The organism is Pseudomonas sp. CLCA07 (assembly GCF_053615335.1).
This window is the reverse complement of record NZ_CM132131.1, coordinates 3991228-4005086: the sequence shown is the minus strand read 5'-3', so window position 1 is coordinate 4005086 and position 13859 is coordinate 3991228. Positions and strand designations below refer to the sequence as shown.

Genomic DNA, 13859 nt, shown 5'->3' with positions numbered 1-13859 from the left:
AGCGGGCGCAGGCCTTTAGATGTGGCGAACTTCGACAATCTCGTACTCGATGACGCCGCTTGGCGTTTTCACGGCCACCACGTCACCCTCTTCCTTGGCAATCAAGGCGCGGGCCAGTGGCGACCCGACCGAAATCTTGCCAAGTTTGAAATCAGCCTCATCCTCACCAACGATGTGGTAAGTGACGCTTTCATCAGTCTCGACGTTGGCGATTTCAACGGTGGTGCCGAAAATCACTTTGCCGGTGTGAGGAATGGTCGTGACATCGATGATGACCTGATTCTGAATCCGGCCTTCGATGTCACGAATCCGCGCCTCGACCATCCCCTGCTGCTCACGAGCAGCGTGGTATTCGGCGTTTTCCTTCAAGTCACCCAACTCACGGGCCGTCCCGATGTCCTGGCTGAGCTTGGGACGGACGACCTTGGTCAGGTGAGCGTGTTCTTCTTCCAGGGCTTTCGCGCCCTGGACGGTCATTGGGTATTTGATCATGCCTTCAATCCTGCGTGTAGATCCTGCAAGCGGCGCACGGTCTTCTCGGGACCGAACTTCAGCGCTTCGCAGATGGCTTCGCCAGCAGCAATAGTCGTGGTGCAGTAGATTTTGTGCTGCAAGGCATTACGACGAATGGAGTACGAGTCAGCGATCGACTGACGACCTTCGGTGGTGTTGATGATCAGGGTGACTTCGTCATTCTTGATCATGTCGACCACGTGCGGACGGCCCTCGGTCACCTTGTTCACACGGCGCACTTTCAGGCCTGCAGCCTCGATCAGCTTGGCAGTACCGGCAGTGGCAACCACTTCGAAACCCAAGTTGATCAGATCACGTGCTACGCCTGCAACCAGTGGCTTGTCGTCGTCACGCACGCTGATGAACGCGGTGCCGCCGGTCGGCAGCACTTCGCTGGCGCCCATCTGGGCCTTGGCAAATGCTTCGCCGAAGGTGTCGCCCACGCCCATCACTTCACCGGTGGACTTCATCTCTGGGCCGAGGATCGGGTCCACACCAGGGAATTTGGCGAATGGGAACACCGCCTCTTTCACGCTGTAGAAGTTCGGGATGATTTCTTTGGTGAAGCCGATTTCTTTCAGGGTTTTACCGGCCATCACGCGAGCCGCGATCATCGCCAGGGAAACACCGATGCACTTCGACACGAACGGAACGGTACGGGAAGCGCGTGGGTTGACTTCGATGACGTAGATGTCTTCGCCTTGCAGCGCCAACTGAACGTTCATCAGGCCGACAACGCCTAGTTCCAGGGCCATTTTCTTGACCTGTTCGCGCATCTCGTCCTGGATGTGTGCAGGCAACGAGTACGGCGGCAGGGAGCACGCGGAGTCACCGGAGTGAACGCCGGCCTGCTCAATGTGCTGCATGATCGCGCCGATCACCACGTCGGTGCCGTCGCAAACCGCATCCACGTCCATTTCGATGGCGCAGTTGAGGAAGTGGTCGAGCAGCACCGGGCTGTCGTTGGACACTTTCACCGCGTCACGCAGGTAGCGCTTCAGCTCTTCTTCTTCGTAAACGATTTCCATCGCGCGCCCGCCCAGTACATAGGACGGACGAACCACCAGCGGGTAACCGATTTTGGCGGCGGCACGAATTGCTTCGTCTTCGCTGCGCACGGTAGCGTTTGGCGGCTGACGCAGGTTCAGGCGCTCAACCATTTGCTGGAAGCGCTCACGGTCTTCGGCACGGTCGATGGCGTCAGGGCTGGTGCCGATGATCGGTACACCGGCTTCTTCCAGGGCGCGCGCCAGTTTCAGCGGGGTTTGGCCGCCGTACTGGACGATCACACCTTTTGGCTTCTCGACGCGGACGATTTCCAGTACGTCTTCCAGGGTCACTGGTTCGAAGTACAGACGATCGGATGTGTCGTAGTCGGTGGAAACGGTTTCCGGGTTGCAGTTGACCATGATGGTCTCGTAACCGTCTTCGCGCAGGGCCAGTGCCGCGTGTACGCAGCAGTAGTCGAACTCGATGCCCTGGCCGATTCGGTTTGGACCGCCGCCGAGGATCATGATCTTGTCGCGACCCGATGGCGCGGCTTCGCACTCTTCCTCGTACGTCGAGTAGAGGTAAGCGGTGTCGGTGGCGAACTCGGCCGCGCAGGTGTCAACGCGCTTGTAGACCGGGTAAATCTCAAGCTTGTGGCGGTGGCGGCGCAGGGCCTTCTCTGTCACGCCCAGCAGCTTGGCCAGACGCATATCGGAGAAGCCTTTGCGCTTGAGGCGGAACATCAAGTCGCGGTCGATGCTGGCCAGACCCAGGGTCTTGACCTTCTCTTCTTCCTTGATCAGATCTTCGATCTGCACCAGGAACCACGGGTCGATCATGTTCATGCCGAAGATGTCTTCGACCGACAGACCGGCGCGGAAGGCGTCAGCCACGTACCAAATACGCTCGGCACCCGGCACGGTCAGCTCGCGCTTGAGCACGCTCATGCTTTCCGGATTGCTCAGGTCGAGCTTCTCGTCCAGACCGCAAACGCCCACTTCCAGGCCACGCAGGGCTTTCTGCAGGGATTCCTGGAATGTCCGGCCGATGGCCATGACTTCGCCGACCGACTTCATTTGAGTAGTCAGGCGTGCATCGGCTTTCGGGAATTTCTCGAAGGCGAAACGTGGCAGCTTCGTGACGACGTAGTCGATGGACGGCTCGAAGGATGCAGGAGTAGCGCCGCCGGTGATTTCGTTCTGCAGCTCGTCCAGGGTGTAGCCGATCGCCAGCTTGGCAGCGATACGCGCAATCGGGAAACCAGTGGCTTTCGAGGCCAGTGCCGAAGAGCGGGATACACGCGGGTTCATCTCGATCACGACCATACGGCCAGTGTCCGGGCAGATGCCAAACTGAACGTTGGAGCCGCCGGTTTCCACGCCGATCTCACGCAGTACCGCCAACGAGGCGTTACGCATGATCTGGTATTCCTTGTCCGTCAGGGTTTGTGCCGGAGCAACGGTGATCGAGTCACCGGTGTGCACGCCCATCGGGTCAAAGTTTTCGATCGAGCAAACGATGATGCAGTTATCCTTTTTATCGCGGACAACCTCCATCTCGTACTCTTTCCAGCCGATCAGCGATTCGTCGATCAGCAGCTCTTTGGTCGGCGACAAATCCAGACCGCGAGCGCAGATTTCTTCGAACTCTTCACGGTTGTAAGCGATACCGCCACCCGTGCCGCCCATGGTGAAGGACGGACGGATGATGCACGGGAAGCCGAGCTTTTCGAGGACCGCGTTGGCCTCTTCCATGCTATGGGCGATACCCGAACGCGGGCAGTCCAGGCCGATGGACTTCATCGCCTTGTCGAAGCGCGAACGGTCTTCAGCCTTGTCGATGGTGTCAGCGTTGGCGCCGATCATCTCTACGCCGAACTTCTCCAGAACGCCTTCGCGCTCCAGGTCCAGCGCGCAGTTCAGAGCGGTCTGGCCACCCATGGTTGGCAGCAGCGCGTCCGGACGCTCTTTCTCGATGATCTTGGCAACGGTCTGCCACTTGATCGGCTCGATGTAGGTCGCGTCGGCCATGGCCGGGTCGGTCATGATGGTCGCCGGGTTGGAGTTCACCAGGATGACGCGGTAACCCTCTTCGCGCAGGGCTTTACAGGCCTGGGCGCCGGAGTAGTCGAATTCGCAGGCCTGGCCGATAACGATCGGGCCAGCGCCGAGAATCAGGATGCTTTTAATGTCTGTACGTTTTGGCATGGGTTTGTCACTCAAATCCGCAGGTCAGTCGGCAAGCCGTCTTGTTCAATCTTTGAAGCTTTGAGGGGGCCGCCGGTGTCGGGACCGCCCTCAAGCTTTGCACCATCAAGGCGAGCGATCAGCGTCGCTTGGCCATCTCGTTGATGAAGCGATCAAACAATGGCGCTACGTCGTTCGGGCCAGGGCTGGCTTCCGGGTGACCCTGGAAGCTGAAGGCGCTCTTGTCGGTACGCTCGATGCCTTGCAGGGTGCCGTCGAACAGCGATTTGTGGATCGCGCGAACGTTGGCTGGCAGGGTCGCTTCGTCTACCGCAAAACCGTGGTTCTGGCTGGTGATCATCACTACACCGCTGTCCAGATCCTGGACCGGGTGGTTGGCACCGTGGTGGCCGTGGCCCATTTTCAGTGTCTTGGCGCCGGAGGCCAGAGCCAGCAGCTGGTGACCCAGGCAAATGCCGAATACCGGAATTTCGGTTTCCAGCACGTCCTTGATCGCCTGAATCGCGTAGTCGCAAGGCTCCGGATCACCAGGGCCGTTGGACAGGAACACGCCGTCCGGCTTCATCGCCAGAACGTCGGCGGCTGGCATCTGTGCAGGCACGACGGTCACGCGGCAACCGCGCTCGACCAGCATGCGCAGGATGTTCAGCTTGACGCCGTAGTCATAGGCCACCACGTGGTACGGCAGCTCGGAAGCGTCGATGGTCGCGTGGCTGTCGGTTTTCAGATCCCAGACGGTCGAGCGCCATTCGTACTGCTCTTTGGTGCTGACGACTTTGGCCAGGTCCATGCCTTTAAGGCCAGGAAACCCCTGTGCGGCGGCGATGGCGGCGGCTTCGGAAATGTTGTCACCGGCCATGATGCAGCCATTCTGCGCGCCTTTTTCACGCAGGATGCGCGTCAGGCGGCGGGTGTCGATACCGGCGATAGCCACAACGTTGTTGGCTTTCAGGTAATCGGACAGAGACATCGTGTTACGCCAGTTGCTCGCAACCAGTGGCAGGTCACGGATGACCAGGCCAGCGGACCAGACACGGTCGGACTCGGCGTCTTCCGGTGTGGTGCCGGTGTTGCCGATGTGCGGGTAAGTCAGGGTAACAATCTGTTGGGCGTAGGAAGGATCGGTAAGGATTTCCTGATAGCCGGTCATTGCGGTGTTAAACACCACCTCACCAACGGTTTGACCGTCGGCTCCAATGGCTTCGCCGCGAAAAATGCTGCCATCAGCAAGGGCGAGTATGGCTGGCTTAGTCAAGAAGACCTCCCGTAAATAAAGCCTGAAAGGGCGATCGCAGGTTGTAAAAAAGCGGAGTGACGTATGGACACGTCACCCCGCTTCTTCACCGAATAATTCTGCGCGCTTTTAGTGGACACACTAAAGCTGTAGCTTACAGAAAAAGGCATTTTTGGTCTACCGCCAATGAGCCCGAAAGGCTGGAGAATGCGACAGGTCGTCGCTTGGCGGGGTAAAACCGGGCCCAAACGCAGGGTTTGAACCCGATTTCGGGCGCATCTTAACGCAGATCGAGCACGTCTTGCATGTCGTAAAGGCCTGGCTCACGACCATCCAGCCACAACGCAGCACGCACCGCGCCCTTGGCGAAGGTCATGCGGCTGGACGCCTTGTGGGTGATCTCGACACGCTCACCGTCGGCAGCGAACAGCACCGTGTGATCACCCACGATGTCACCGGCACGCACGGTGGCGAAGCCGATTGTCTCGCGAGTACGAGCGCCGGTTTGGCCTTCACGACCATAAACCGCCACTTTCTTCAAATCACGCCCGAGCGCATCGGCAATCACTTCCCCCATACGAACGGCGGTGCCGGACGGCGCATCGACTTTATGCCGATGATGGGCTTCAGTGATTTCGATATCGACATCATCACCCAACACGCGAGCTGCAGTGTCGAGCAACTTCAGGCAAAGATTGACGCCGACGCTGAAGTTGGCGGCGAAGACGATCGGAATGTCCTTGCCCGCTTCCGCCAGCAATTGCTTCTCTTCAACGTTGAAACCGGTGGTGCCGATAATCATCGCCTTGTGATGCTTGCGGCAGAACGCAAGGTTCTTCAGTGTCACCGTCGGGTGCGTGAAGTCGATCAACACGTCGAACTCGTCAACCACCCGATCCAGATCACCCGACAACGGCACACCGATACGGCCCAACGCAGCCAACTCACCGGCATCTGCGCCAACCAACGTGCTATCAGGACGATCAATGGCAGCCGTCAGACCGGCGCCAGGCGCTTGCTGCACCGCCTCGATCAGGGTTTTGCCCATGCGCCCGGCGGCGCCCATCACTGCAATACGTCGCATGCCTGTCTCCTTACAAATCGCCGAAGAAACGCTTCACACCTTCGAACCAACCGGTGGTTTTTGGCGATTGGCTGTTGTCGTCCGCCAGGGAGCTGCGGAATTCTTCCAGCAATTCACGCTGACGACGACCCAAATTCACCGGGGTTTCGACCGCCACACGGCACATCAAATCACCTGCTCCGCCGCCGCGCACTGGCGCAACGCCTTTGCCGCGAACGCGGAACTGCTTGCCGGTCTGGGTCCCCTCAGGGATTTTCAGTTTGACTCGACCATCGAGGGTCGGAATCTCCAGCTCACCGCCCAACGCCGCATCGACAAAGCTGATCGGCACTTCGCAGAACAGGTGCTTGCCGTCACGCTGGAAGATCGCGTGCTCGCGCACATTGATCACCACGTACAGGTCACCAGTCGGCCCACCCTGAGCGCCCGCCTCGCCTTCGCCGGACAGACGAATGCGGTCACCGGTATCGACACCGGCCGGCACTTTCACGGAAAGGGTTTTGTACTCTTCGACACGACCTTCGCCATTGCAGGAGTTGCACGGATCGGAAATGATCTTGCCTTGGCCGTGGCAGCGCGGGCAGGTTTGCTGCACCGAGAAGAAACCCTGCTGCATGCGGACCTGGCCGATACCGCCGCACGTCGGGCAAGTGACTGGCGAGGAGCCTTTCTTGGCACCCGAGCCGTCGCACGGCTTGCAGTTGACCAGTGATGGAACACGGATATTCACGGTGGTACCGCGCACCGCTTCTTCCAGATTCAATTCCAGGGTGTAACGCAGATCGCTGCCGCGCTGGGCACCGCCACGGGGACCGCCGCGACCGCCACCGAAGAAGTCACTGAAGACATCGCCAAAGATGTCGGAGAAGTTCTGACCGCCAAACCCGGCACCGCCGCCACCCATGCTTGGGTCGACACCGGCATGACCGTACTGGTCGTAGGCCGCGCGCTTGCCGGAATCGGACAGCACTTCGTAGGCTTCGTTAGCCTCTTTGAACATCTCTTCCGACGCTTTGTCATCGGGATTACGGTCCGGGTGGTGCTTCATCGCCAGGCGACGGTAGGCCTTTTTCAGGTCCGCTTCGCTTGAGCCACGCTCAACACCCAATACCTCGTAATAGTCACGCTTTGCCATAAGTCTTTGCACTCTTAAGGACGTCCGGCAAACCTCTCCTGAGCCTTGCCAAACTCGTTGAGCCCCAATACAGGCCCGGACCCAACTCACGTCAATTCAACGATCCTGGTCTTTGATTCATTGCGGTACTTTCGGCTCGAAAAGCAGGAGCATTCCCGGCCATACCCAGCATCCGAGCGTTGTCGCATGCTGTAAAAATTCGCTAACTCCAGACACGCCAACGCGGGAGCAAGCTCCCGCGCGGCGACATCCTACCAGTCACCGCCTGAAGGCAGTCAACCGGGCGACCAACAACTTACTTGTGGTCTTTGACTTCTTCGAACTCGGCATCGACAACGTCGTCAGCCTTTTCAGCTTTTTCGTCATGCGGTGCCGCACCTTCAGCAGGCTGAGCCTGTTCGGCGTACATCTTCTGCGCCACTGGAGCAGAGACTTTCGACAACTCTTCAACCTTGGCTTCGATTGCAGCTTTGTCGTCGCCTTTAACAGCGGCTTCCAGAGCAACAACAGCGGCTTCGATGGCAGTCTTCTCTTCAGCGGTCACTTTGTCGCCAGCATCTGCGACCATTTTGCGCGTCGAGTGAACCAGTGCATCGCCCTGGTTACGGGCAGCGGCCAGCTCTGCGAACTTGCTATCTTCCTCGGCGTTGGCTTCAGCATCGCGAATCATCTGCTGAATTTCTTCCTCGGACAGACCGGAGTTAGCCTTGATCACGATCGACTGAGTCTTGCCGGTGGCCTTGTCTTTGGCGCCTACGTGCAGGATGCCGTTGGCGTCGATGTCGAAGGTCACTTCAATTTGTGGCACGCCACGTGGTGCTGGTGGAATCTCGGCCAGGTCGAACTTGCCCAAGGACTTGTTCTGAGCCGCTTGCTTACGCTCACCTTGCAGCACGTGAATGGTCACAGCACCCTGGTTGTCATCGGCAGTCGAGAACACTTGCGATTTCTTGGTAGGAATCGTGGTGTTTTTCTCGATCAGCGCAGTCATCACGCCACCCATGGTTTCGATACCCAGGGTCAGCGGGCTAACGTCCAGCAGCAGAACGTCTTTCACGTCGCCGGCCAATACCGCGCCCTGGATAGCAGCACCCATGGCAACAGCTTCGTCCGGGTTCACGTCTTTACGAGCTTCTTTACCGAAGAACTCGGTCACCAGCTTCTGAACCAGTGGCATACGGGTCTGACCGCCTACCAGGATCACGTCGTTGATGGCACCAACGTCGATACCGGAGTCTTTCAGAGCGATGCGGCAAGGTTCGATGGTGCGTTGAACCAGGTCTTCTACCAGCGCTTCGAGCTTGGCGCGGGAGATTTTCACGTTCAAGTGCTTAGGACCGGTAGCGTCTGCAGTGATGTACGGCAGGTTCACATCAGTCGACACGCTCGAAGACAGTTCGATCTTGGCTTTTTCAGCGGCTTCTTTCAGGCGCTGCATGGCCAGCGGGTCACCTTTGAGGTTCATGCCGCTTTCTTTCTTGAATTCGTCGACGAGGTAGTCGATCAGACGAATGTCAAAGTCTTCACCACCCAGGAACGTGTCACCGTTGGTGGCCAATACTTCGAACTGGTGCTCGCCATCGACTTCCGCGATTTCGATCACGGAAACGTCGAAAGTACCGCCGCCCAGGTCGTAAACGATCACGGTGTGATCGCCCTTCGCCTTGTCCATACCGTAAGCCAGAGCGGCCGCGGTTGGTTCGTTGATGATACGTTTAACGTCCAGGCCCGCGATGCGGCCGGCGTCTTTGGTGGCTTGACGCTGGCTGTCGTTGAAGTAGGCCGGAACGGTGATCACCGCTTCAGTCACAGGCTCGCCGAGGTAGTCTTCGGCGGTCTTCTTCATTTTCTTCAGAATTTCAGCCGAGATTTGTGGCGGCGACATTTTCTGGCCGTTCACTTCTACCCATGCGTCGCCGTTGTCAGCCTTGGCGATTTTGTAAGGCACCATCTTGATGTCTTTCTGTACGACTTCTTCGTCGAACTTACGACCGATCAGACGCTTCACCGCGTACAGGGTGTTATGCGGATTGGTCACAGCCTGACGCTTGGCCGACTGGCCCACGAGGATTTCGCCATCGTTGGCGTAAGCGATGATCGACGGCGTGGTACGCGCGCCTTCAGCGTTTTCAATAACTTTGGCTACGCCGTTTTCCAGCACGGAGACGCAGGAGTTGGTAGTCCCCAGGTCGATACCGATAATTTTGCCCATGTTCACTCTCCCGAAACTTTGGATTTGGTTGCCGCAGCAGTGGTGGCTAACTGCGGTAGCACTTAAACGCTTGACTTATAAATGGGGGCCTTGCGGCCAATTTCAAGCCTGCTCGTCAATCGAAGGCGAAACTGGCGCAGGGGCCTTGCTGACCACGACCATGGCCGGGCGCAGCAGGCGACCATTGAGCTGATAACCCTTCTGGAACACCTTGAGCACGCTGTTCGGCTCGACGTCGGCGCTTTCCTGCATGGCCATTGCCTGATGCTGAACAGCATTGAACGGTTCGCCATGCGGATCGATGGCTTCCAGCTGATAGCGCTTCAAGGTGTCCTGGAACATTTTCAGGGTCAGCTCGATACCTTCGCGCATTGGGCGGATGCTTTCGTCGTCCGGGTTGGACAACTCCAGACCACGCTCCAGACTGTCGACGATCGGCAGCAAATCGCCTGCGAATTTTTCCAGGGCGAATTTGTGCGCTTTTTCTACATCCTGCTCGGCGCGACGGCGGACGTTCTGCAGATCGGCGGCAACACGCAAAGCCTGATCCTGCGCGCCTGCCAGTTGCTCTTCGAGCACTTGTACACGAGCCGCCAGGTCTTCACCCGAAGCCGCGGAGCCCTGGTTGGCGTCTTGATTTTGCGTATCCACTGTCTGTTCGTCAGCCATAGATTTCTCCTTTCAATATCGTCCGTGAGCTCAACTCACGCTTCTGCCCCGGTATATGGGGCCGCAAAAATCAGCTTCAAGGGGGTTGTTGTGATTAACCCTACAAAAAGCGCTGCATTGCGATTAGCCGATGCACCAGGCATTTCGTCAGACCGAGCAAATAGAGCCAAGCAAGGGCATTGTCAGGCGCAAATAAAACACTGTATAAATAACCAGACCTAAAGCCTGGGAGCGGCCTTTATGCTGGTGCACCTGTCCGTACATAACTACGCCATCGTTGAACACCTCGATCTCGAACTCGATCGTGGGATGAGCGTGATCACCGGGGAAACCGGCGCCGGCAAGTCGATCATGCTCGACGCCCTGGGTCTGACGCTGGGCGATCGAGCCGACAGTGGCGTGGTTCGCCCCGGCGCCGACAAGGCCGACATTCTGGCGACCTTTGACCTGGTCGACATTCCGGAAGCCAGCGCCTGGCTCGCCGAGCGCGACCTCGAAAGTGATGGCCCGTGCATCCTGCGCCGGGTGATCACCGCCGAAGGCCGCTCCCGTGGCTATATCAACGGCACGCCCTGCCCGCTCGGCGACCTCAAAGCCCTGGGCGAACTGCTGATCGATATCCACAGCCAGCACGAACACCAATCGCTGCTCAAGACCGACACCCACCGCCGCCTGCTCGACGAGTATGCCGGCGCGACGGACCTTGCCCGCCAGGTCCAACTGGCGGCCCATCGCTGGCGCCAGACCCGCCAGGAACTGGAACGCCTTTCCAACTCCGGTGACGAGCAACGCGCTCGGCATCAATTGCTCAGCTATCAACTTGAAGAGCTGGAGAACCTCGGTCTCGGTGAAAACGAGCTGGAGCAACTGGAACAGGAACACAAGAACCTGACCAACGCCGAAACGTTGCTGGGCATCTGCCGACAAGTCGTCGAGCAGTGCAGCGAAAGTGATTCCGGCAATGTCCTGAACGCCCTGACCGTCAGCCTCAACCGCCTCTCGAGCGTCAACAATTCGATCGGCGCCCTGGGCGAAGCCAGCAGCCTGCTGACCAGTGCGCAGATTCAGGTAGAAGAAGCAGTGGGCGAGTTGAACCGCTTCCTCGACAATTTCGACGCCGATCCGGCGCGACTTCAATATCTGGAAGAACGCCTCGATGCGATCTACACCATGGCCCGCAAACACCGCATCCAGCCGACGGAAGTCGCGGAGATGCAGCAGCGGCTGCTGGATGAAATCGAAACCCTGAATGCCAACGATGAATCCATCGAACGGCTAAGCGATGAGCTAGCTTCCTATGCCCGCCATTATCAGGAGAAGGCGCGCGAGCTGAGTGACTTGCGCCATCAAGCATCGAGCAGTCTGGCCAGCGCCGTCGAACAAGAAATTCAACGACTGGGTATGCCTGGTGGTCGCTTCACTATCGAACTGCGCCCTAACAGCAGTGATGAGTTGCTGCCTAACGGCCTTGAGCAGGTCGAGTTGCTGGTAAGCGCCAACCCTGGCCAACCATTGAAGGCCCTGGCCAAAGTGGCATCCGGCGGTGAGCTGTCGCGGATCAGCCTGGCGATCCAGGTGATCACCGCACAGACCTCTCGTGTACCGACACTGGTGTTCGACGAAGTAGACGTGGGCATTGGCGGCCCGACCGCCGAGATCGTAGGCCAGTTGTTGCGGCGACTCGGAGAGCGCGGGCAAGTGCTGACAGTGACTCACTTGCCGCAAGTGGCGGCGCAGGGTCACCAACATTTATTCGTGCACAAGGTTCGCGGCGAAGAGGCGACCCACACAGCCGTTTCCAAGCTGAGCAAGAATGATCGAGTGGAGGAAGTGGCGCGAATGCTGGGTGGCATCGACCTGACCAAGGAGTCCTTGGCTCACGCGAAAAAAATGGTCGTCACCGCAAAAATTTAAGAACGGCAGACAGCACGAAGGCGACCCTGGGATCGCCTTCGTTCGTTTCGCGAATGTGAAATTCGCGCGACATGCTTACTTTTTCTTGCGTACGTACAGCACCAGATTGTGATCAACCATCTCGAAACCATACTTGTCGACGATGGCTTTCTGCAGACGCTCGATTTCTTCGTCGAAGAATTCGATCACTTCGCTGGTTTCGACATTGACCATATGGTCGTGATGCTTGCCATCATCCAGCTCGAAGACCGCGTGGCCTCCGTCGAAGTTGTGCCGCACCACAAGGCCAGCTGCCTCGAACTGAGTCAGTACACGGTAAACCGTGGCCAGACCGACGTCCTCACCAGCCTCCATCAGCGCCTTATATACATCTTCGGCACTCATGTGGCGCTGCTCGGCGGAATCGAGCATTTGCAGAATTTTGACCCGTGGCAGGGTCACTTTGAGGCCGGCTTTGCGTAGTTCGCTATTTTCAACCATGGTCAGCTTTCTCGCGATGCTGCTTCGCAGCTTCTCTTAATGCGGGTATGATCGGCGTTTACGTTGTCCCAGCCAAGATAGTGGAAGTCGCCCACCGATGCAAAACACCAAGCTCTTGCTAACCAGTTTCACCTTTGTGGGACTGCTCGCACTCGCCGGTTGTTCATTCCCCGGGGTTTACAAAATCGACATCCAGCAGGGCAATGTCGTCACGCAGGACATGATAGACCAGTTACGCCCGGGAATGACCCGCAAGCAAGTACGGTTTATCATGGGTAACCCTCTGCTGACCGACACGTTCCATGCCGATCGCTGGGATTATCTGTACAGCATGCAACCGGGTGGCGGTGAACGCCAGCAGGAACGCGTTACCGTTATCTTCAACTCAAATGATCAGCTTGTCAGCCTTTCTGGTGATTTCATGCCCGGCATGAGCCGCGATGAAGCCATTCTCGGCACCGACACGCCAATCAAAGAACCAGTAGAACACCTCGAGCTGCCGAAACCGGAAAAACCGGTCAAGCCAGGTTCGTTGCTGGACCAGATCCAGAAGGACGTCGACGGCGTAGAAACGGTCCCAGTCCCGACGCCAGAACCGCTGGGCACCACGCCGCAATAATTTGCGACGCAATAAAAAACCCGGAATATCCGGGTTTTTTATTGTCCAGCGTTTAGCGACTCACTGATTCCGGGCTTTAGCCTCGGCCGCCTTGGCGGCACGCAACCGACGAACTTCCTTCGGATCCGCCAATAATGGCCGGTAAATCTCAATGCGATCTCCTGCCTGAACCGGGCGCACCTGCGGGTCGGCAATGACCTTGCCGAATATTCCCACCGGGCAATTACCCAGATCCAGCTCAGGAAATTGAGCGCCTACCGTAGATCGGCGCAACGCTTCGCGCACCGATGTGCCCTCAGGCACAGCGACCACCTGCAATACCTGACGATCAACGGCGGCATACACCACCTCGACCTCGATCACGGCCTCAACCATGAATCTGTTTGGCGCGCTGGCAGAACGCGTCCATCAGCGTGTTGGCAGCCTGATTGAACAAGGGGCCCAGCGTCGCGCGAACAATCGGTCCCGCGTAGTCGAACGACAGGTCCAGACTGATCTTGCAGGCCTTGTCAGTCAGCGGCTTGAACACCCAGATGCCGTGCAATTGAGTGAAAGGGCCTTCTTCAAGATTCATTTCGATCGAATGGCCGGGCACTAATGTGTTTCGAGTAACGAAATGCTGACTCAAACCACCCTTGGCCACACCCACACTGGCACGCATATGCTCAGGTGAGCTTTCCAGCACCTCGGCAGCCGAGCACCATGGCAGAAACTCGGGATAACGCGCTACGTCGTTGACCAGGTCATACAGGGCCTGCGCCGGGTACGGCAGCAGGGCCGAACGTTGAATATGCGTCGTCAT

The 13859-nt window shown here is 58.0% G+C and carries 12 protein-coding genes; 2 read left to right on the top strand and 10 right to left on the bottom strand.

What is annotated here, in order from left to right; genetic code table 11:
• Nucleotides 1-15 precede the first annotated feature (15 nt).
• The 7 genes from greA to grpE all read right to left on the bottom strand — a co-directional run bounded on the left by greA (nucleotide 16) and on the right by grpE (nucleotide 10044).
• On the bottom strand, nucleotides 16-492 hold the full coding sequence (gene greA / locus ACWGZX_RS18350; RefSeq protein ID WP_027924456.1) for a transcription elongation factor GreA: 477 nt from the start codon (nucleotides 490-492) through the stop codon (nucleotides 16-18).
• A complete protein-coding gene (carB, locus tag ACWGZX_RS18345; RefSeq protein ID WP_223516375.1) occupies nucleotides 489-3710 on the bottom strand; it encodes a carbamoyl-phosphate synthase large subunit in 3222 nt (1073 codons plus the stop codon). Before carB ends, greA begins: the two co-directional genes overlap by 4 nt.
• A gap of 118 nt (nucleotides 3711-3828) precedes the next feature.
• The gene (carA, locus tag ACWGZX_RS18340; RefSeq protein ID WP_452624897.1) at nucleotides 3829-4965 is read right to left on the bottom strand and encodes a glutamine-hydrolyzing carbamoyl-phosphate synthase small subunit; all 1137 of its coding nucleotides are present in this window, start codon (nucleotides 4963-4965) and stop codon (nucleotides 3829-3831) included.
• A 259-nt stretch (nucleotides 4966-5224) separates the two neighbouring features.
• Nucleotides 5225-6028: a 4-hydroxy-tetrahydrodipicolinate reductase gene (gene dapB / locus ACWGZX_RS18335; RefSeq protein ID WP_452624896.1), complete on the bottom strand. Its 804-nt coding sequence runs from the start codon at nucleotides 6026-6028 to the stop codon at nucleotides 5225-5227.
• A gap of 10 nt (nucleotides 6029-6038) precedes the next feature.
• Nucleotides 6039-7163 (bottom strand): molecular chaperone DnaJ, encoded by a 1125-nt coding sequence (dnaJ, locus tag ACWGZX_RS18330; RefSeq protein WP_452624895.1) that lies wholly within the window; start codon nucleotides 7161-7163, stop codon nucleotides 6039-6041.
• Between the two features lie 295 nt (nucleotides 7164-7458).
• Nucleotides 7459-9375 carry a molecular chaperone DnaK gene (gene dnaK / locus ACWGZX_RS18325; RefSeq protein ID WP_452624894.1) on the bottom strand — a complete coding sequence of 639 codons (1917 nt, stop codon included), beginning with the start codon at nucleotides 9373-9375 and terminating at the stop codon, nucleotides 7459-7461.
• A 102-nt stretch (nucleotides 9376-9477) separates the two neighbouring features.
• Nucleotides 9478-10044, bottom strand: coding sequence for a nucleotide exchange factor GrpE (grpE, locus tag ACWGZX_RS18320; protein WP_452624892.1), 567 nt, complete (start codon nucleotides 10042-10044; stop codon nucleotides 9478-9480).
• 240 nt (nucleotides 10045-10284) lie between these two features.
• Between grpE and recN the strand changes: the two genes are divergently transcribed.
• On the top strand, nucleotides 10285-11958 hold the full coding sequence (gene recN / locus ACWGZX_RS18315) for a DNA repair protein RecN (RefSeq protein ID WP_452624891.1): 1674 nt from the start codon (nucleotides 10285-10287) through the stop codon (nucleotides 11956-11958).
• Nucleotides 11959-12033: 75 nt separating this feature from the next.
• Here recN and fur read toward each other — a convergent pair whose 3' ends face one another.
• A complete protein-coding gene (gene fur, locus ACWGZX_RS18310) occupies nucleotides 12034-12438 on the bottom strand; it encodes a ferric iron uptake transcriptional regulator (RefSeq protein WP_003197684.1) in 405 nt (134 codons plus the stop codon).
• Nucleotides 12439-12535: 97 nt separating this feature from the next.
• On the opposite strand from fur, the gene ACWGZX_RS18305 reads away from it, so the two are divergent.
• On the top strand, nucleotides 12536-13057 hold the full coding sequence (locus ACWGZX_RS18305; RefSeq protein ID WP_223516361.1) for an outer membrane protein assembly factor BamE: 522 nt from the start codon (nucleotides 12536-12538) through the stop codon (nucleotides 13055-13057).
• Between the two features lie 60 nt (nucleotides 13058-13117).
• Here the strand turns inward: ACWGZX_RS18305 and ACWGZX_RS18300 are convergent, their stop codons facing one another.
• Both ACWGZX_RS18300 and ACWGZX_RS18295 read right to left on the bottom strand, forming a co-directional pair.
• Nucleotides 13118-13432, bottom strand: a complete 315-nt coding sequence (locus ACWGZX_RS18300) for an RnfH family protein (protein WP_452624889.1) — start codon at nucleotides 13430-13432, stop codon at nucleotides 13118-13120.
• Entirely contained in the window at nucleotides 13425-13859 is a 435-nt protein-coding gene (locus tag ACWGZX_RS18295) for a type II toxin-antitoxin system RatA family toxin (RefSeq protein ID WP_452624888.1), read from the bottom strand. Before ACWGZX_RS18295 ends, ACWGZX_RS18300 begins: the two co-directional genes overlap by 8 nt.

Bases quoted from the DNA above. Each gene is read 5' to 3' on its own strand.
- greA (WP_027924456.1), bottom strand. From the start codon at position 492: ATGATCAAATACCCAATGACCGTCCAGGGCGCGAAAGCCCTGGAAGAA.
- carB (WP_223516375.1), bottom strand. From the start codon at position 3,710: ATGCCAAAACGTACAGACATTAAAAGCATCCTGATTCTCGGCGCTGGC.
- dapB (WP_452624896.1), bottom strand. From the start codon at position 6,028: ATGCGACGTATTGCAGTGATGGGCGCCGCCGGGCGCATGGGCAAAACC.
- dnaJ (WP_452624895.1), bottom strand. From the start codon at position 7,163: ATGGCAAAGCGTGACTATTACGAGGTATTGGGTGTTGAGCGTGGCTCA.
- dnaK (WP_452624894.1), bottom strand. From the start codon at position 9,375: ATGGGCAAAATTATCGGTATCGACCTGGGGACTACCAACTCCTGCGTC.
- grpE (WP_452624892.1), bottom strand. From the start codon at position 10,044: ATGGCTGACGAACAGACAGTGGATACGCAAAATCAAGACGCCAACCAG.
- recN (WP_452624891.1), top strand. From the start codon at position 10,285: ATGCTGGTGCACCTGTCCGTACATAACTACGCCATCGTTGAACACCTC.
- fur (WP_003197684.1), bottom strand. From the start codon at position 12,438: ATGGTTGAAAATAGCGAACTACGCAAAGCCGGCCTCAAAGTGACCCTG.
- ACWGZX_RS18305 (WP_223516361.1), top strand. From the start codon at position 12,536: ATGCAAAACACCAAGCTCTTGCTAACCAGTTTCACCTTTGTGGGACTG.
- ACWGZX_RS18300 (WP_452624889.1), bottom strand. From the start codon at position 13,432: ATGGTTGAGGCCGTGATCGAGGTCGAGGTGGTGTATGCCGCCGTTGAT.
- ACWGZX_RS18295 (WP_452624888.1), bottom strand. From the start codon at position 13,859: ATGACGACGCATATTCAACGTTCGGCCCTGCTGCCGTACCCGGCGCAG.